This window comes from Flaviaestuariibacter terrae (assembly GCF_054777635.1).
Map to the genome: position 1 here is coordinate 930,380 of NZ_BAAHAL010000008.1, position 17,233 is coordinate 947,612.

General features: G+C 59.5%; 15 protein-coding genes. 7 read left to right on the forward strand and 8 right to left on the reverse strand.

The window, feature by feature from the left end:
• Positions 1-211 precede the first annotated feature (211 nt).
• Positions 212-3,118, forward strand: a complete 2,907-nt coding sequence (locus ACYU7Z_RS12115) for an outer membrane beta-barrel protein (RefSeq protein WP_460570804.1) — start codon at positions 212-214, stop codon at positions 3,116-3,118.
• A 181-nt stretch (positions 3,119-3,299) separates the two neighbouring features.
• On the opposite strand, the gene ACYU7Z_RS12120 is transcribed toward ACYU7Z_RS12115, so the two are convergent.
• Entirely contained in the window at positions 3,300-3,458 is a 159-nt protein-coding gene (locus ACYU7Z_RS12120; RefSeq protein WP_460570806.1) for a hypothetical protein, read from the reverse strand.
• Positions 3,459-3,617: 159 nt separating this feature from the next.
• Between ACYU7Z_RS12120 and ACYU7Z_RS12125 the strand changes: the two genes are divergently transcribed.
• Positions 3,618-4,145 carry a hypothetical protein gene (locus ACYU7Z_RS12125; RefSeq protein WP_460570808.1) on the forward strand — a complete coding sequence of 176 codons (528 nt, stop codon included), beginning with the start codon at positions 3,618-3,620 and terminating at the stop codon, positions 4,143-4,145.
• Positions 4,146-4,272: 127 nt separating this feature from the next.
• Here the strand turns inward: ACYU7Z_RS12125 and ACYU7Z_RS12130 are convergent, their stop codons facing one another.
• Positions 4,273-5,094: a GLPGLI family protein gene (locus tag ACYU7Z_RS12130; RefSeq protein WP_460570810.1), complete on the reverse strand. Its 822-nt coding sequence runs from the start codon at positions 5,092-5,094 to the stop codon at positions 4,273-4,275.
• A gap of 143 nt (positions 5,095-5,237) precedes the next feature.
• Here ACYU7Z_RS12130 and ACYU7Z_RS12135 point away from each other — a divergent pair, with 143 nt between their 5' ends.
• The 4 genes from ACYU7Z_RS12135 to ACYU7Z_RS12150 all read left to right on the forward strand — a co-directional run bounded on the left by ACYU7Z_RS12135 (position 5,238) and on the right by ACYU7Z_RS12150 (position 10,321).
• Positions 5,238-6,716 carry a sensor histidine kinase gene (locus tag ACYU7Z_RS12135; protein WP_460570812.1) on the forward strand — a complete coding sequence of 493 codons (1,479 nt, stop codon included), beginning with the start codon at positions 5,238-5,240 and terminating at the stop codon, positions 6,714-6,716.
• A complete protein-coding gene (locus tag ACYU7Z_RS12140) occupies positions 6,713-7,393 on the forward strand; it encodes a response regulator transcription factor (protein ID WP_460570814.1) in 681 nt (226 codons plus the stop codon). Before ACYU7Z_RS12135 ends, ACYU7Z_RS12140 begins: the two co-directional genes overlap by 4 nt.
• A gap of 75 nt (positions 7,394-7,468) precedes the next feature.
• Positions 7,469-9,145 carry a hypothetical protein gene (locus tag ACYU7Z_RS12145; protein ID WP_460570816.1) on the forward strand — a complete coding sequence of 559 codons (1,677 nt, stop codon included), beginning with the start codon at positions 7,469-7,471 and terminating at the stop codon, positions 9,143-9,145.
• 30 nt (positions 9,146-9,175) lie between these two features.
• Positions 9,176-10,321 carry an N-acetylglucosamine-6-phosphate deacetylase gene (locus ACYU7Z_RS12150; protein WP_460570818.1) on the forward strand — a complete coding sequence of 382 codons (1,146 nt, stop codon included), beginning with the start codon at positions 9,176-9,178 and terminating at the stop codon, positions 10,319-10,321.
• Here ACYU7Z_RS12150 and ACYU7Z_RS12155 read toward each other — a convergent pair.
• The 5 genes from ACYU7Z_RS12155 to ACYU7Z_RS12175 form a co-directional block, all read right to left on the reverse strand.
• Positions 10,257-10,595, reverse strand: a complete 339-nt coding sequence (locus tag ACYU7Z_RS12155) for a hypothetical protein (RefSeq protein WP_460570820.1) — start codon at positions 10,593-10,595, stop codon at positions 10,257-10,259. The genes ACYU7Z_RS12150 and ACYU7Z_RS12155 overlap by 65 nt on opposite strands.
• Positions 10,596-10,881: 286 nt before the next feature.
• Complete coding sequence (locus tag ACYU7Z_RS12160) at positions 10,882-11,178, reverse strand: hypothetical protein (protein WP_460570822.1); 297 nt, start codon at positions 11,176-11,178, stop codon at positions 10,882-10,884.
• Between the two features lie 192 nt (positions 11,179-11,370).
• Positions 11,371-13,779, reverse strand: a complete 2,409-nt coding sequence (locus tag ACYU7Z_RS12165) for a hypothetical protein (protein ID WP_460570824.1) — start codon at positions 13,777-13,779, stop codon at positions 11,371-11,373.
• A 1-nt stretch (position 13,780) separates the two neighbouring features.
• Positions 13,781-14,626: a hypothetical protein gene (locus ACYU7Z_RS12170; protein ID WP_460570826.1), complete on the reverse strand. Its 846-nt coding sequence runs from the start codon at positions 14,624-14,626 to the stop codon at positions 13,781-13,783.
• Positions 14,627-14,872: 246 nt separating this feature from the next.
• On the reverse strand, positions 14,873-15,403 hold the full coding sequence (locus tag ACYU7Z_RS12175) for a class IV adenylate cyclase (RefSeq protein ID WP_460570828.1): 531 nt from the start codon (positions 15,401-15,403) through the stop codon (positions 14,873-14,875).
• A gap of 60 nt (positions 15,404-15,463) precedes the next feature.
• Here ACYU7Z_RS12175 and ACYU7Z_RS12180 point away from each other — a divergent pair, with 60 nt between their 5' ends.
• A complete protein-coding gene (locus tag ACYU7Z_RS12180; protein ID WP_460570830.1) occupies positions 15,464-16,333 on the forward strand; it encodes an OmpA/MotB family protein in 870 nt (289 codons plus the stop codon).
• Between the two features lie 129 nt (positions 16,334-16,462).
• On the opposite strand, the gene ACYU7Z_RS12185 is transcribed toward ACYU7Z_RS12180, so the two are convergent.
• Positions 16,463-17,215, reverse strand: coding sequence for a murein L,D-transpeptidase catalytic domain family protein (locus ACYU7Z_RS12185; protein ID WP_460570832.1), 753 nt, complete (start codon positions 17,213-17,215; stop codon positions 16,463-16,465).
• Positions 17,216-17,233 lie beyond the last annotated feature (18 nt).

Here is a 17,233-nt window from a genome sequence, read left to right on the forward strand (position 1 = left end):
CCAAGGGAAGCGGAGTTCGAAGCCTGTTGCTCCATCGTTTGTCTTCGGCACTCCGGATTCGCGGCTCCCGGTTGCCGTTTTCCCTGCACCCGGAATTGCTTTTGTCGCGCGAATGGGGCGGCTGGTACCATTCATCCCCGCCTTAACCTTATTTAACAAGTGCCGATCGACAGTGCGAATAACTTCGTAGAACCAAAAACCGGACTGACGCATGAAGAAGTTTACCCTGTTCCTGCTGCTCCTGATCTCTGTTGCCGCCTCCGCCCAAAAGAGCGGCTCCGTGAAAGGATTTCTCCTCGATGGCACCGCCACGACCCGCCTCCCGCTTGATGAGGCAACGGTCTCCGTCATGCAGGCCTCCGATTCGACCCTGGTGGCCTTCAACGTGACCTCGGGCACCGGCTATTTCGAGATCAAAAGCATCGGCTTCGGCAGCTACTACCTGCTGGTTTCCTACCAGGGCTTCTCCACCCTGAAAAAATCGTTCACCGTCAGCGCCGCCGCGCCCGTTGCTGACCTCGGCGACGTAAAGATGGCCACCAACTACAAGACCCTCGACGAGGTAGTGGTGAAAGATGTGGCCCCGATCCGCATCAAGCAGGATACGGTGGAATACAACGCCGGCGCCTTCAAGACAAAACCCAACGCCAACGTTGAAGACCTCCTCAAGAAGCTCCCCGGCGTGCAGGTCGATAAGGACGGCACCGTGAAAGCCCAGGGCGAGCAGGTGCAGAAGGTGTACGTCGACGGCAAGGAGTTTTTCGGCTCCGACCCGAAGCTGGCCACGAAGAACCTCGCCGCCGATATGGTGGAGAGCGTGCAGGTGTACGACGACATGAGCGACCAGGCCAAGTTCAACAAGATCGACGACGGCAGCCGCGCCAAGGCCATCAACATCAAGCTTAAGAAAGACAAGAAAAACGGCCTCTTCGGCAAGGCCAGCGCCGGCTATGGCAGCAACGACCGCTACGACGCTTCCTTCTCGCTCAACCGCTTCAATGGCAACCGTCAGATCTCGGCCATCGGCGCAGCCAACAACGTCAACAAGCAAGGCTTCTCCTTCTCCGACGTGGTCGGCATGATGGGTGGCTTCGGCGGCATGGCCCGCGCCGGCGGCGACGGGGGCGGTATGCTTGGCGGCGGTGCCGGCAGCATGACCATCAGTGGCCGCGGACTCCCGGGCATGGGCGCCGGCACTTCGGCCACGGGGATCTCCCGCGCGCTCTCCGGCGGCCTCAACTACCGCGACACCTGGGGCCCGCGTGTGGATGCCAACGGCTCGCTGTTCTGGAGCAATTCGCGCAACAACGCCTACACCCTCACCCACCGCGAAGACAAGCCTTTCGCCGGTATCGACTCGACCAACTTCACCAACACGCGCTCGCAGTCGCTGCGCCAGAACAACAACATCCGCTTCAACTTCCGCCTCGAGTGGCGCCTCGATTCGATGAACAGCCTCCTGTACACACCGGCCGTGACGCTCCAGCATTCGGCCACCGATGCCTACGATACGTCCATGCAGCAGGCCATCGTCAATGGCGGGCCGCTCAAGCCGACGCTCTCCTCGCAAAATACCAGCAGCAGCGACCGCGACGGCCAAAGCATCAACCAGAACCTGCTGTGGCGCCACCGCACGCGCCGCGCCGGACGCACCCTCACGATGGGCTGGACAAGCGCCATCAACAACAGCGATGGCAGCGGCTCCATCCTCGCCCCGACCACCTACTACCGCGAAGGCAGCAGTCCCTTCGCCATCGTGCAGGACCAGGAAACGGCGCAGAAAACGCGCGCCTTCAACAACACCGTGAGTGGCTCCTACACCGAGCCCATCGGCCGCAATAAGGTTGTGGAGCTGAACTACGCCTACACGCGCAACTACTCGGAATCGGACCGCCGCACCTGGCTGTTCAACCCGAGCAGCGGCAAGCACGATATCGTAAGCGCGCCCCAGACGAACTCTTTTTCCAACACCTATGTCGCCAACCGTGTCGGCGCCAACTTCCGCCTCCAGCAACGCAAGTACAACTTCCAGGTAGGCGTGGGCGTGCAGCTGGGCGAGCTGTCGACACACAGCTTCAAGGCGCAGGGCAACAAAGACACCACCTACCGCCAGTCGTACACGAACCTGTTCCCGACGGCCAATTTCCAGTACAACTTCACCCGCAACAAGAACCTGCGGTTCAACTACCGCGGCCGCACCAACCAGCCCACGATCTCGCAGCTGCAGGACGCGCCCGACTTCAGCAACCCGCTGCAGGTAACCACCGGCAACCCCATGCTGGGCCAGGAATTCGTGAACACGATCAATGTGAACTACAACATGTTCCAGTTCACTTCCTTCAAGTATTATTCGGTGAACCTCGCGGTGACGCAAACGAGCAATAAGATCGTCAACAGCATCGACAGCCTCAAGCTCAACCCCGCCGACCTTGTGCCGCGCCAGCTGATTCGCCCCGTGAATGTGAAAGGCGCGTACAATGCCATGCTGTTCTTCGTGTACGGCGCACCGGTACGCAAGCTCAAAGGCCTCAGCCTCAACTTCAATACCATGGGCATGTACAACCGCGACGTAAGCCTCCTGTACAAGGTGCGCAACTTCAACCATACGTATCTCGCCAACCAGAGCCTCGGCTTCAACTATAACTACAAGGACAAGCTGGATCTCGGCCTCACCGGCGCGCTCGCCTACAACAAGGTGAAGTATGAAAGCAACCCGGCGCTCAACAACGATTACTTCACGCAGACGTACTCTTTCGATTTTAGCTACACGTTCAAGAAGAACTTCATCGTGGCTACCGATTTCGATTATTACGTGAACAGCGGCCGCTCGGCCGGCTACAACCAGAGCATCCCGATGTGGAATGCGTCGGTGGCAAAGCAGTTCCTCAAAGGAAAGCAGGCGGAGATCCGCTTCTCGGTCAACGACATCCTCAACCAGAACCAGAGCATCACCCGCAACACCGGCGCCAACTACGTGGAAGATGTGCAGACCAACGTGCTGCGCCGCTTCTTCATGCTGTCGCTTACCTATAACCTCAATAAGATGGCCGGGCGCAACATGTTCAGCGTGCCTCGCCCGATGCAGCGGAGCATGAATAATATGCGTATCGGGATGTAATGCTTCTGTAAGCGTCATTGCGAGGAAGGAGGCGGAGCGCGCCGACAGACGAAGCAACCGGCTTCGGGTAGCAACAGATTGCTTCGTTTCACTCGCAATGACGGTAATACGCTACGTAACAAAAAAGGGCCGCTCGGAAGAGCGGCCCTTTAATTTTTTGTGGCAATCGTAACGCTGCGGCTTACTTGCGGCGGCGGAGCGAAGGCGCTACCGTCGTCTGGCCAAAAAGCAATACGCCCATAATGGAGCGGAGCGTATAGAATACGTTCAGGGAAGGTTTATAATGAGCTTCGTAAACCTTGATCTCCGTACGCACGTCGGCAATCTGCTTGTTTTTCATGTAGGACGATTTAAGGTGAAAACAATAGGATTCGGAAGATAAGGAAAGTTTGTGGATAAAATGCAAAAAAATGTGCATTTCCTGTGTATTTTGAGCCAAATATCCCTGCTTATGAAGTACCACCGTCTCTGCACCCTGTTGGGTGTCACCCTGTTTACCATGTCCGTCCATTCCCAGCTGAAAGTGCCGGGTACCTCCGTCTTTCGTGCCGACATCCAGAAGGTGGTGGCCGATTTTCCCCATGAGTTTTCGGCCCTCCGCGGCCGCGCCATCGACCAGAGCCCGCAGTCGGTGGAGTATGCATCCACGGTAGTGCCGGAGGGCAGTACCGAGAGCAGCATCACCGAGTACAGCAGCGGCGGCAAGGCCGTGTACAGCTGGCAAACCGTGCTGCTGCGCAGCGAGAGCTACGAGGAGGCCGTGAAGAAGTACAAGTGGGCCTTCGGCCAGCTCAGTGGCATGAACGTTCGCTACGTGGTCGATCAATACACCCTCGAAGGACGCTACGGCATTCCTGATGAAGGAAAGGCCTTCGCCGTGAGCGACCTCAGCATCGCTCGCCCGCCCGAAACCCTCCGCAAGCTGCGCGTGCGCGTGCAGCTCCAACTCGAAGGCCTTGAATGGAAAGTAAGCCTCTCCGTGTTTGAGAAAGACCGCGAGGATAACGAGATGGCCTCTGCTGATTAATGTCGGATCTCGGATGTCTGATCGCTGATGTATGATGTTTGAAGTAAAAGAGCCGCTCCCCAGGGAGCGGCTCTTTTATTAGCTGCTTAATTATTAGCAGACTGGCAGACTACTTCATTAGCAGACTCTACTGCTGTATTTTGATCGTTGCGCCGGCGGGCATATTGGCGCGCATGTTCTCGAGCAGCTTGTCGCGCTCCTTCTCGAACTCGGAGGGTGTAACGCGCTTGCCGCCCTTCGGCTCCCTGATGGCCGACAGCGATACCTTGTTTTTGATCTCCACGGCGCGGAACACCTGGCGCCCGTTGTTGACATTTACTTCGAGCACAAGACCAGGCAGCTGCCCCTGGAAATCCTGCGGACCAACGCTCACGGGAAAGTCGGTCGTATACCAGGCTACGATGGAAGCCGTGTCGGCCACCGGTGTGCGCTTCATCTCGCCGTTTTCGAACGACACCGACATCCGGGTGCCGATGCGTTGCGCCACTGCCTTGTGGGCCACGTGGCCCAGGATCGTCCTGGTTTCCTCCGACAGCTTCCAGGGAAGACGCGCGATGGTATCGGTTACGATGAACTCGTTGTCGAACAGCTCGCGTCGGTCGATACGTTGGCCGCTGGCGAAGTTGAAGAAGCTTTCGTCGTTGCCGCCCGGCGTGCGCATCACGAAGCTGCCGTTACCGGCTACAATATCGCCGTTGCCATCGGCCGTCGGCACCGCGCGCCACAGCGACAGGTTGTTGCCAAACAGCAGCTCGAATACATCGGTGCGTTCTTTGGGGATGCGTGCCGCTACTTCGTCGGGGAGGTTGGCGGGGCGGCGTAGCTGCATCACGCGCTCATAGGTCACCGTGCCCTCGCGCCTGGCGGGTGCTTCACTGGCGGCACCCTGCTGCTGCGCCTGTGCAATTCCTCCGGCCAGCAGGAGGAGGGGGAGAAACAGTTTTTTCATACGTCTGGTTTTTGGTTGGAGGCGGAAGGCCGCCCTGAATACGAAAACTTTCGTCAAATATAGAGCGGCCGCCGCTACGGGCGCCGTTAAGGAGCGTTGGAACTACGTTAATTATCGTTAAGTAAACAAAGGGCGGCTTCATAATGGAAGCTACATTTGTTGTGATGCAGCGTCTCTTTCAAAAGCGGTGGATGCCCATGCTCATGCTACTGGCCATCGCCGGTATTGCCGCTTTCCAGTTCTATTGGCTTCGCGAAGCGTTCCAGCGGGAAGCCCGTTCGCTGTCGCGCGGGAGCAATTTTATTTTCCGCGAGAGCGTGCGCCAGCTGCAGGCCTCCAAGATCCGGCTCGACCGCTTTGTGCCCGACACACCCGGCAGCAAGGTCATCGTGCGCAGTTTCACCAACAGCACGGCGCGCATAGCGCTGCAGCCCGACTCCAACATGGCAGGCGTGGTGCAGATGCTCAACGAGCGCCTTGTGCGCGAGCGTCTCAACGACACGACCCGCATCGGCCGCGCGCTGGTGCTTTCCGAAGACCAGGGACCGCGCAGCGACAGCATGGAGCAGGACCGCCGCCGCCGTCACAAGGAGCGCGACCGCCTCTTCCAGTTCATGTTCGATACCGAATCGCCCGGCGACTCGCTGCGCCTCCGCGAGGTCGACAGCCTGTTCAGCCGCCGCATGCGCCAGCAAAGCCTCATGGTTCCCTTCACGGTGAGCCGCATCCCGGCAAGCGCGCGCGATACCTTGCCCAACACCGTTACCGTTGGCTTGCGCAGCCCCGTTACCTTCCGCCTCGACCTGGGCAACAGCACGCCCTTCCTGCTGCAAAAGATCTCGGGCCCGATCATCCTGTCGTTGTTTCTCGTGCTCTTCTGCGCCCTTTCGTTCTGGGTGCTCTATCGCAACGTTGTGCGCCAGCGCCGCCTCGGCGAGATCAAGAATGAATTCATCTCCAACATCACCCACGAGCTCAAAACACCCATTGCCACGGTGAGCGTTGCCATCGAGGCGCTGCGCAGCTTCAACGCCACGATGGACCCGGCGCGCTCGAAAGAATACCTCGACATCTCGGCCAACGAGCTGCAGCGGCTTTCGCTGCTGGTTGACAAAGTGCTGAAGCTGTCGATGTTTGAAAAGCGCGAGATGGAGCTTCGCTACGAAGACCTCGACATGCAGGAGCTCGTGCAGGAAGTGACCGATTCGATGCGCCTGCAGTTCGAGCGCCGCAATGCCACCGTAACCATCGAAGCCTCCGGCGACACCACGCTCCAGGGCGACCGCCTCAACCTCGTGAGCGTCATCTTCAACCTCGTGGACAATGCCCTCAAGTACAGCAACGATGACCCGCAGATCCGCATATCCATGATCGGGAACGGCAACAAGGTGCTGCTCGTGGTCGCCGACGAAGGCGTGGGCGTGCCCGAGGAATACCGCGGCCGCATCTTCGAAAAATTCTTCCGCGTGCCCACTGGCAATGTGCACAACGCCAAAGGCTACGGGCTTGGCCTGAGCTATGTGTCGCACGTGGTGAAGCGCCACCACGGCACTATCCGGATGGAGCCCAACGGCGATGCCGGAAGCCGCTTTATCATCACCCTTCCCAAACACGAAGCATGAAGCAACCGAAGATCCTCTATGTAGAAGACGAGATTTTCCTGGCCAAGATCGTCAGCGAGTCGCTGCAGGGCCGCGGCTTCGAGGTGCTGCTCGAAAGCGACGGCGCCCGGGCCTTTCAGCGCTTCGAGGAATTCGGTCCCGATGTTTGCCTGCTCGATATCATGCTGCCCAACCGGGACGGCTTTTCGATTGCCGACGACATCCGCGAGCGCAACACCGAGGTTCCGATCATCTTCCTGAGCGCCAAAGGCGAGGCCACCGATGTGGTCAACGGATTCAAGGTGGGTGGCAACGATTATATACGCAAGCCCTTCTCGATGGAAGAGCTAATCGTGCGTATCGAGAACGTGCTCCGTCAGCCCGCCAATCCCAACGAGCAGGATGATGTGCGGCTCGGCAACTACGTCTTCAACTCAAAGCGGCAAACGCTCGTTCACCCGCAGGAAACGCGCAAGCTCTCCTACCGCGAAAGCGAGCTGCTGCGCCTCCTTTACCAGAACCGCAACGACGTGGTGGAGCGCCGCGATATTCTCAACCTGCTCTGGGGCTCCGACTCCTTCTTCAACAGCCGCAACCTCGACGTGTACATCACCAAGCTCCGCAACTACCTGAAGCTGGACCCCAACATCGAGATCATCACGATCAAGGGCATCGGTTACCGGTTTGTGCTCGGCTGACGTCAATAAAACGCATAACCGGGCGCATACTGTGCGGTTCCCGTTTCCGTGGCACGTGTTTTTAGCCCCTGCTTTATGCGCTTGTCCAAACGTCAACGCTGGTTTCTCGGCGGCTTCTCTGTATTCGTGCTCCTGCTGCTGGGTTTTGCGCTGGCCGCGGAGCGCTACGTCGAGCCGCTGCTCCGCAAGCGAATCGGTATCATCATCGTGCAGGGCTCCGACAGCTTATACACCTGGCATCTCGACCGCCTCAGCGCCAGCCTCTTCGGCGGGCACGTCGAAATGGACGGGCTCCACGTGGGCGTCGACAGCAACCGTTACCGCCGCCTGCGCGACGAAAGGCGGTTGCCGCCGCTGACCTGGCAGGTCGATATGCCCCACGGTCACCTCCGCGGCCTCGATGTATTCCGGCTGCTCCTCGGCCGCAGCGTGCAGATCAGCGAGCTTTTTACCAAGGACGCGCGGATCGATGTGGAGCGCAACGGCAAGGAGACGCGCGTCAACTCGGAGCGGAAGCCGCTGTGGAAGATGATCCGCCCGGGTCTCAACGAGATCGTGCTGCGGGAGCTCCGTCTTGAAGGCGTCCGCTTCGCCTACCGGCAGTCGGGCGACAGCGCCAACCTGCAGCTGAAGTTCGACACCTGCTCGGCGCTTATCCGCGACATCCGCATCGACAGCGTCGCTGCCACCGATCCCGACCGAATCGGTTTCTGCCGCTACGTGAAGCTGCATTTCTACGACCTCAAGTACCGCTCGCCCGACTCTTCGTATAAGCTGAAGGCAAAGACCATCGATTACAATTCGGAAGAGGAGTTGCTCAGCATCTCCGACTTCAAGATGCAGCCGACACTGAAAGACAAGGAAGACTTTTACCAGGGCGCCTCCGTGCAGCGCGAGATGAACGTGATCGAATTTGCGCGCCTCGACCTGCAGCGCTTCCGCCTCGAATCGTTTGTGCGGAGCAATGCCATCATCGCCGACAGCCTGCTGATCGATACGCCGTCGATCCGTATTTATACGGACAAGACGCTGCCGCCCTCGCTCGAGGGCAAAATGGGCCGCTACCCGCAGCAGCTGCTGCTCAACGCCCTCACCGACATCAGCATCCGCGGTATTGCCCTTCGCGGCGCCGGGCTGACCTATACCGAGCGCTCCGAAAAGAGCGGGCAGGAAGGTACCCTGAGTTTCGAGCGGCTCAACATCTCCGTAAGCAACGTAACCAATATCCCCGATTCCATTCGTCGCGACAGCACCTGCCGGTTGGTAGCCAGCGGCAGCCTCCTGCATGGCTCGCCGATCGATGCGAGCTTCCGGTTTTACCTCGGGGCTCCGGAGGGCCGCTTCGATGCCGAAGGCCGCATACGCAACGTGCACGCGTCGCAGCTCAATGGCCTCGCAGAGCCACTCGCCGGGATCCGCCTGCAATCGCTCGATCTGCAGGAGCTGCGCTACAACCTCTCGGGCGATGAATACACCGCGCGGGGCACGGTGCGGATGCGCTACAACAATCTCGTGCTCCTGCTTCAGAAAGAGAACCCCGAAACCGGCCTCCTGCAAACCAAAAAATTCCTGACCAAGCTGCTGAACAAATACACGATCCTGCACGACAATCCCGGACCCGACGGGCGGGCGATTGTGGCGCGCAACGTGGAGCGTAGCCGCCTGATGACGCAAACCTATTTCGGGCTTGTATGGCAAACCATCTTCAGCGGTATTCAAACGATCATGACCAATACCGGCGAGCCGGAGTAAGAAACAAAAGCGAGGGAGTAAATGCAACGTATGTTTTATCGTGCCGAACGGATATTCGACGGGACCAGCTGGCGCAGCGGGGGTATTGAAACGGAAGCCGGCAGGGTTGCCGGTTTTTACAAGCATGATCCCGGAGCGGCGAGGGAAGGCGAAACCTTTTTCGAGGGATGTGTGCTGCTGCCTGCGTTTGTGGATGCGCAGGTATACGGCGCCGCCGGCCGCTTGTTTTCGGCCTACCCCGAGCCACGCTCGCTGCAGCTTCTTGCCAACGAGGCCTGGGCCGGCGGCGCCGCGCTCTGCCAGCCGACGGTAGCGACGAACAGCCCGGAGATCATGCGCGCCTGCATCGATGCGGTACGTGGCTACTGGAAAGCTGGCGGCGAAGGAATCGGCGGGCTGCATCTCGAAGGGCCCTGGATCAGCCCCGAGCGGCTCGGGGCGCACCTGCGCGAATACGTGCACCAGCCTTCGGTCGGTGAAGTGCGTGCACTGCTCGACTATGGCCGCGGCGTTATCCGTACCATCACGCTGGCGCCGGAGCAATGCGCGCCCGCGGTGCTGGATGAATTGCTGGCGGCGGGGATCGTATTGTCGGCGGGTCACAGCAATGCCACCTACAACGAATCAATGGAGGCATTCGGCCGCGGCATCCGCGCCGTTACGCACCTGTACAACGCCATGAGCCCGCTGCAGCACCGCGCGCCCGGTCTTGTCGGCGCCAGCTTCGAGCACGGCAGCGTTTGCGCCTCCATCATACCCGATGGCATTCACGTAGACTGGCCGGCGATCCGGATCGCCGCGACGCTGATGGACGGCCGCCTTTTTGCGATCACCGATGCGGTGACGCAAACCGACTGCGGTCCGTACCGGCACCAGCGAACCCCCGAAGGCTATTATACAAGCGGTGGCACACTGAGCGGCTCGGCGCTGAGCATGGAAGGGGCCTTCCGCAACCTGCGCAGTTATGCCGGGCTCTCGCCGGAGCGGGCGCTGCAGATGTGCAGCACGCTGCCGGCAGCGCTGTTTGGCTGGGACGCTTTCGGGAAGATCAGGCCGGGATCAGCGGCCTGCTTCCTCGTTTACGATCGTGACTGGAACCTGGTGACGCGCATCAGCGAACAGGGGAGTAGGACACCTGCGCTTTGCGGCGCCGGGCATACTGGAGAAACCAGCTGATGGTGAAGGTGGGAATGATGTCGGTGCCGGGAAGCAATTCCTCGAGGAACGAGAAGGCGCCTCCGAAGATGCCGAACTTGCCACCGCCGAACATCCGGTAATAGATCGCTGCCGATATCGGCGCCCAAATGATGTCGAATACCTCACCGATCACCGGGATGCCAAAAGAAGCACAGCCCAGCAGGTCCATGACAATACAGGCAGCCAGCGAGGGCATGGGCCGCTCGACCTGAACTACCTGGGTTTTCCGGGGCTTGAAGAGCAAACTTTTCATGAGCAGGAGATTGCAGTTTTTTCCGCAACCGTTCCTGTGGAGCAAAGCAATATCCAACTCTGGCGCGGCTGGATTCTTTAGCAAAGGCTTCACCAAATGCTGACAAAACGGCTCCCTGCCGGCACCTCCGGGTCGCGTTGAAAGCTCTGGCCCGAGCTCATCTACCCGAAGGGTGTCAAAGCGGCCGACTGGCTCCGCTATTATGCCGTGAAGAGAGTTACTCCGCCCTGCCTGGAAAATAAAAATGCCGGCGTATGGCCGGCATAGGTATCGGGGGCGGGATCCGTTACACGTCGTCCTCTTCGTCTTCGTCGTCGTTGGCATCGAGCACAAGATCATCGTCGTCGAGGTCGTCGTCGATATCGTCGTCAATCTCCACGTCGGCAACTTCCTCGAGGTCGGCATCATCCAGCTCGTCTTCATCGCCGAGTATCAGGTCATCGCTCTCGTCGTCCTCTTCATCGTCGAGCTCATCGTCGTCGTCATCGAGGAGCGCAAAGGGCTGGGGCAGGGTTTGTTCTTCGCCCGGGTAGGAATGGCCGTTCCGGGGCGATGGGAAGCGGGGATGTTCGACTTGTTTCATTGCGGGCTTTTGGTTGAGCCGGTAAAAAACGCGTGCCACCGGACCGGTGCCCGCGAGGCCATTTACTACCAAAGAGTTAGCGGAGGAGTGGGTTGCGGCCCCGGCAGAAAAGGGGTGCGTTTTCTCCATTGGCCTCGGTCCAAAAATCAACGGCCGCCCCCGGGGCGGCCGTTGATGCGGGTTGGCGCGTGCTTATTTCCGGAACTCCCATACTCGCAGGTTGTACAGCGGGATGTCGACCACGAGCGACAGCTGCCAGCGGGTAGCGCTCACGGCAATCGTTTGCTCGGAGCCTGTGACCTGCTCTTTCTTATACAGGGCAGGCACATACTGGAAGCCACCCATAAAGGTCAGCGGGGTATTCGGAATGTTCAGACCCAGTTGTACACCCGGTGCAACAATATTCGAAAGGCGCACGCCGAAATCGGAAGGCAGCGCCGTACGGTCGCCCTCGAGAACGTAGAAATTCACCAGGGCACCCAGGTCGATGAGTTGCGCCGACACCGTGAGGCCCCAGCCGCTGCGGAGGCTGCCGTTGAACGAAACGCCTACCGGCGCATAGAGCCCGAAACCGCGCACGGTCGACTTTCGCTCGATGGAGTCGAGGTGGTTGGCGGCCGCGTTGAACACCGTATCGGTAACGGTGCTGTGCGCCTCACCCCAGAAGCCGCCAACGTATCCGTTGACACTGATGCTGAACCTTGTTTTTCGTTTGATTGAGGCGCTGCCCACCGGCAATGCCGAGGCCTGGATGGCGGCTTTCACTTCGTCGGAGCTTTGCGCGGTCGCTACTGTCGAAATCGCCGTTCCATACCGTACGAACGACCGCAGCAGCCCGCTCTCACCCGCTTCGAAGTTTTTCAGCAACGCGGTAACATCATAAACAGCAGCTGAATATTTTCGGACGCTGACATGATAGGCAATGTCGACGGCGGGATCGAGGTATGCAACCACCTGGTCGAATACCGGGGCGGGCTTGCAGCGCTCGCCGAGGTAGGTGTTGAGAAGCGGGTTGTGCGCCGCCGATGAAAGGGCGCTTACAAACAACCTGTAGCTCTGGTAGATGGCTTGGGGGTCGGCGGCCTCTACTTTATCTGCCGCCGCTAATAGTTTGCGGACGGCATTGTTCGCCGCCTGGTACGAGCTGTACAGGCTCCGCACAAGGTCTCCGAGCTGCGCGGCCTGCGTATTGTAATTGCGATACACATTCCGTAAAAATTCACCGTAGCCGTGCGCAACGGTATCCTGCAAAAAGCGGATGTCGGCCGAGCCGTTCTGCTCGCGGGCAAGCAGGAGACCGAGGTAGATCTTGAAGGTGCGCTCGTTGCGGAAGAGACGGCCGAACTCCTGCGTACTCACCCATACCTGCCCTTCCTCCTTGCTGCGGAGGCTTTCGGAGACGAGGGAAATGAGCTGCAGCGTGGAGGCCAGGTTGTAATGGTCGGGCAGCTGTTGGTCGATGGCGAGCGCGTGCAGCTGCCGAAGCTCGTCGCAGCCGGAGAGGTCGCTGAGCAGCACTGCGGGATTGGGTGCGCTCACGGCGTCCTTCACAGCATAAAGACCCAATCCCACCCATTTGCCCTCGCGGCTTTTTTGAAAGAAATCCTGCAGCCCGGTCAGCCGCGACTGGCAGGAGCGCGCATCGTTTTTCGACAGGCTTGCGGGGCAGGACGCCGGCGTCAATGCCTTCAGCGCGTAAAGGTTCGCCGGCAAATTTTCCATGTCGGTTTCAAAGGCCTCCTTCAGCACCTGGATGACCGACGAATAAGCATAGCTGTCGATGATGTCGAGAAAGGATGTGGTTTTGGGAAACACCGTTTTCAACTCCGGGTATTTCATCAGCTCCGTCTTCATGCGCGAGAAGAACGCTTCGTTGAGCTCCGCTTTTGCGCGCTCGGCGAGGAAGCGGGCAAGCCCCGAGGCAAGGTTTGTTACATCGGCATTGCCAAGGCTCCCGAGCAGCGCGGCAGGCGTTGCCGACTGGTGCATGGACGCTGTGGCCTTGTATTCGGGAAAATACTCCGACAGGTAGGGGTTGTTGTCCATACGGCTATCGATGTCGAGCCCGTATGCTTTCAGGATGGACAATACGAGCGCACTGTTCTGCCCTTCCTCGCTGAGGCGGATGGCATCATAATACAAGCGGCCTGCTTCATAGGATCCCAATGTTCCGCCGGCAGCGGGAGGGCCCGCATTTCCGCCGCCACTGCCGCCGCTTGCCGCGGGCCGGAGTTGAAAGCTTAGCTTTTTGTTGTCGTCATAAAGGAGCTCGAAGCTGTTGCCGGCCACGCTGGCGGAGCCAGGCTGCAGCTTGCGTTGGGCATCGATCAGGATAACGAAGGCGCCGCTTTCCCCGTCCTTTGGAAAGCCTGCACCTAACCGCTTCGGGTCGAGCCCGAGTGCCTGCCCGGCGCTATCCCGTATATCTACGGTATGGTCCCGGTAGCCGGGCGGGAAGATGATGTTGAGCGGGAGGGTCAGGTCGGAAGACCTGTCGGCGATCAACGTTCCGTTTTCTCCGGCCGAAAGCCTGACGGTGGTTTGCGCGCAGGCGGCCGTAGCGGCGAGCAGCGCAAGAAGAAAGGCAGTAAGCTTGGTCATGTTACAAGGGTTTGAAATTGAAGGTTTCGAGTGTCGCCTGCAGCGGCAGTACAAAGCTGAATTTGTTGTTGCCGCCCATCAGCATCCCGATGAGGCGGCCGCTGGCCTTGTGAAAAACGCAGCTCCCCGAATCGCCGCCGGCCGACACGGTAGTGGAGGTTTGACGGTCGTTCGTGCTTCCCAGCAAAATGATGTCGCAGATATATTGCGGCGGCGCTCCGAAATAATTGACCGGGAAGCCCACATTGTAATCGAGAATGTAGGCATCGCGTTTATTGTTGCTGTGCGAGAGTATCGTCACATTTGGCTCGGGCGTCGCGAGGTCGGAATCATCCACATTGTAGTAATCCCCCGGGAAGGCATGGTAGCCGTCGAGCAGGTTCGTGTCGGCAGGTACCTCGGCTACGGCGATATCCTGGTTGGAGCGCATCTGCTGGAAAAACCAGTTGCCTCCGGTCTGCCCGTTGAGCAGTACCGGCGTGCACCGCTCGGCGCCGAGCACGCCGCCATAATCGATAAAGTAACCACCGGTGAGCACATGGCCGCAGGTAACAAGCCCGCGCCAGCCCGGTCGCGTAGTGGAGCGCAGCAGGCAGCACATCGACCCGGGGCTGTTGGCATTGGCGGCGTCGCAAACCTCGGCGGACACCTGGCCGATATGCGGCACGGCGGTGCCGGTGCAAGCCACGATCTCCGTTGCTATCTTCTGTTTGCTGCCATCCGGAAGACGGAGTGATACATGGTCGGGCAGGTTCTCCACGTGTTCGTCGCGCAGGTAAACAACCAGCAGCGGCGCACCGGTCCGCAGCGAGTCGCTCATGCTTTCGATGTTGGGGTATCGCTTCATCCACCGTTTGGCGTACCGCTTCAAGGCAAGCCGCGCCAGGGCACTGCTGCCATAGGCGGGCGCGCCGCTGCATGTTTCCGGGCTGGTCGCCTGAGCAGCCTTCGCTGAGCGTTTCATTTTGCAGATGTTTGGTTGCGGCTTCGCAGGAAAGGGTGGGCGCTTTGTTGGGGCTGGGACAAACAAAAGCCCGGCTTAAAAATAAACCGGGCTTCTGAGCGGGACAAGAGAGGAAATACGTACGTAGTTCTACGAAACAGGGTCCTTTTCGCGGGCCATGATCAGGTCGCTGTACGACTCCGACATATAGTCTCCGTCTTCGATCCCGAAGAATGCGGCATACTCGCGGCATTGCTGCTGCAGCTTTTCGATGCCGATCGATCCGTCGAGGTCGATGGCTTCCACTTCCACGAAGGTGCCGAGGCCGGCCACGCGGTCGAAGTGCAGCTTTACGTTGTCGACGAAGTAGATGCGGCGGCGCTTGTCGACCACCACCTTCACGCCGAGGGCTGTGCTGAGGATGGCCTTGAGGCGCGGCGCAGGTGCATGCTCGTAAAGCAGCACGTCGCTTTGCTTGGCGCCGGCGATGTTGTGACGCTGGTAGTGGATGAGCGAATTTTCTATGTTTCCTTCCCGTAGCTTCATGCGGCCATGGGGCACGTTGAAGTAGGTATCGGTTTGCGCATCTTCGCCCACGAAGCGCGGCGCCCTGGCCTGCAGCGCGGCCTCGAGCTCATCGAGCCGGCTCGTCTTTGCCTTGAATTCAAAATTGAGGTGCATGGAAGTAGTCGGCCTTTTGACGAGGCACTGTTTTTTTGTAATTCTGAAAAATCAAAGATCATGAAAATGACCCGTATCGCGCTTGGCATGCTGGCCCTCGTTACCCTGGGCTCCTGCGTGTCGTCGCGCAAGTATAAAGACGCCCTCGCCCGCGAGCAAAGCCTCTCGGAGTCCAATGCCCGCCTCACGACCAACGTCAACGACCTCAACACGCAGGTAGCGGGACTCAATACGCAGCTGGCAACGGCCAACGCGCGTATCACCGAGGTGCAAACTGAAAACAGCCGCCTCATCGGGCAGGTGGACGCCGCCGGGCAGAATGCCGCCGAGCAGGGCCGCCGCGCCAACATGACGCAGCAGCAGCTCGCCGAGGAGCGCGCCCGCCTGCAGCGGATGCAGCAGCTGCTCGACCAGCAGCGCTCGGCCGTGGAAAGCCTGCGCCAGAAAATGACCAATGCACTCGTCAACTTCAAGCCCGAGGAGCTTTCCGTATCGGTGCGCAACGGCAAAGTGTACGTAAGCCTGCAGGAAAGCCTCCTGTTTCCCTCGGGTTCTGCCGAGGTGAACCCGCGGGGTAAGGAGGCCCTCGGAAAGCTCGCCCAGGCCCTCAACGCCAACCCCGATATTGCCGTGCTTATCGAGGGGCATACCGATTCGATTCCCATCCGCGGCCGCTACGAGGACAACTGGGCGTTAAGCACTGCCCGCGCCACCTCCATCGTGCGGGTACTTGCCGATACTTACCGCGTGCAGCCGGGACGGCTCACCGCATCGGGCCGCAGCTACTACGAGCCTGTCGACAGCAACAGCAGCCCCGAAGGCCGCGCCCGCAACCGCCGCACCGAGATCATCCTGGCTCCCAGGCTTGATGAGCTGCTGAAGCTCATCGAAGCCCCGGCCGCAGCGGCAGCAGCCCCTGGCGGGCAGTAGCTCACGGAAGGCAGGGAAAGCACGGAAAATGTGTTTCGTAGTTTCTCTATAGAACTTGCTACCAAGCTAAAAAAGACAAAGCCTCGCAATGCGAGGCTTTGTCTTTTTATTCCGTGTTTTCCGTGTGCGTTACCCGTTGATCAGCTTGGAGCTGGCCAGGTATTGCTGGGTGGGGTGGTAGATGAAGAGTGCCGTTCCGTTCTTGATCATGTTGATCACTTTGGAGGCCTGCGCCTGCGGTACCGCGGGGCAACCCCAGCTGCGGCCCATGTAAGCGGCATCCGAGCGGCTCGAACCGATGTATTCGGCGCCATGCACCACTACTGCGCGGCTTTCGGCGTTGCTGTTCCAGCCTTCTTCGAGACCGCTGAGGCGGAGCGACAGGCCATGCTTGCCCGAGTAGGTGCCTTTGGTAACGTAGAAGCCAAGGCTGCTTTCCAGCGATTCGGGGCTGTTGGAGAAATGCTCGGCATAGTCAAGACCCGAGTTGCGGCCGTGCGCTACATAGGTATTGAAGAGCACCTCGCCGGTAGCCATGTTCAGGATGTACATGCGCTTCTTCGACGAAGGCTGCGAAAAGTCGACGATCGTCAGCACCTGCTCCTGCAGCATACCCATGTTGGTCAGGTTCTGGAAACCTTTATAGGCATACTGGAAGGCATCCTGCGACAGGCCAAGGGCACCGAGGCCAAACTGCTGGTAGAGGCGGGCACCGGCCGACATCGAGCTGGAGGCGTCGATCGAAGCGGTCGAGTCGGCGGGAACGGCCGTAGCTACCGAGGCAGCCAGGCTGGCACCGTCACGGTTACCGGCTTTGATGAACGACAGGAGGCCAAGCGATACAACCAGGCAAAGCAGAAGGGGGAGGATGGATTTTTTCATGGTTTTTCAGGACAGGTT

Coding starts and splice junctions, on each gene's coding strand:
- ACYU7Z_RS12130 (WP_460570810.1), bottom strand. CDS start 5,094: ATGAAAAAACTGTTTCTCCCCCTCCTCCTGCTGGCCGGAGGAATTGCA.
- ACYU7Z_RS12115 (WP_460570804.1), top strand. CDS start 212: ATGAAGAAGTTTACCCTGTTCCTGCTGCTCCTGATCTCTGTTGCCGCC.
- ACYU7Z_RS12140 (WP_460570814.1), top strand. CDS start 6,713: ATGAAGCAACCGAAGATCCTCTATGTAGAAGACGAGATTTTCCTGGCC.
- ACYU7Z_RS12185 (WP_460570832.1), bottom strand. CDS start 17,215: ATGAAAAAATCCATCCTCCCCCTTCTGCTTTGCCTGGTTGTATCGCTT.
- ACYU7Z_RS12165 (WP_460570824.1), bottom strand. CDS start 13,779: ATGACCAAGCTTACTGCCTTTCTTCTTGCGCTGCTCGCCGCTACGGCC.
- ACYU7Z_RS12145 (WP_460570816.1), top strand. CDS start 7,469: ATGCGCTTGTCCAAACGTCAACGCTGGTTTCTCGGCGGCTTCTCTGTA.
- ACYU7Z_RS12180 (WP_460570830.1), top strand. CDS start 15,464: ATGAAAATGACCCGTATCGCGCTTGGCATGCTGGCCCTCGTTACCCTG.
- ACYU7Z_RS12150 (WP_460570818.1), top strand. CDS start 9,176: ATGTTTTATCGTGCCGAACGGATATTCGACGGGACCAGCTGGCGCAGC.
- ACYU7Z_RS12175 (WP_460570828.1), bottom strand. CDS start 15,403: ATGCACCTCAATTTTGAATTCAAGGCAAAGACGAGCCGGCTCGATGAG.
- ACYU7Z_RS12120 (WP_460570806.1), bottom strand. CDS start 3,458: ATGAAAAACAAGCAGATTGCCGACGTGCGTACGGAGATCAAGGTTTAC.
- ACYU7Z_RS12155 (WP_460570820.1), bottom strand. CDS start 10,595: ATGAAAAGTTTGCTCTTCAAGCCCCGGAAAACCCAGGTAGTTCAGGTC.
- ACYU7Z_RS12170 (WP_460570826.1), bottom strand. CDS start 14,626: ATGAAGCGATACCCCAACATCGAAAGCATGAGCGACTCGCTGCGGACC.
- ACYU7Z_RS12160 (WP_460570822.1), bottom strand. CDS start 11,178: ATGAAACAAGTCGAACATCCCCGCTTCCCATCGCCCCGGAACGGCCAT.
- ACYU7Z_RS12135 (WP_460570812.1), top strand. CDS start 5,238: ATGGAAGCTACATTTGTTGTGATGCAGCGTCTCTTTCAAAAGCGGTGG.
- ACYU7Z_RS12125 (WP_460570808.1), top strand. CDS start 3,618: ATGTCCGTCCATTCCCAGCTGAAAGTGCCGGGTACCTCCGTCTTTCGT.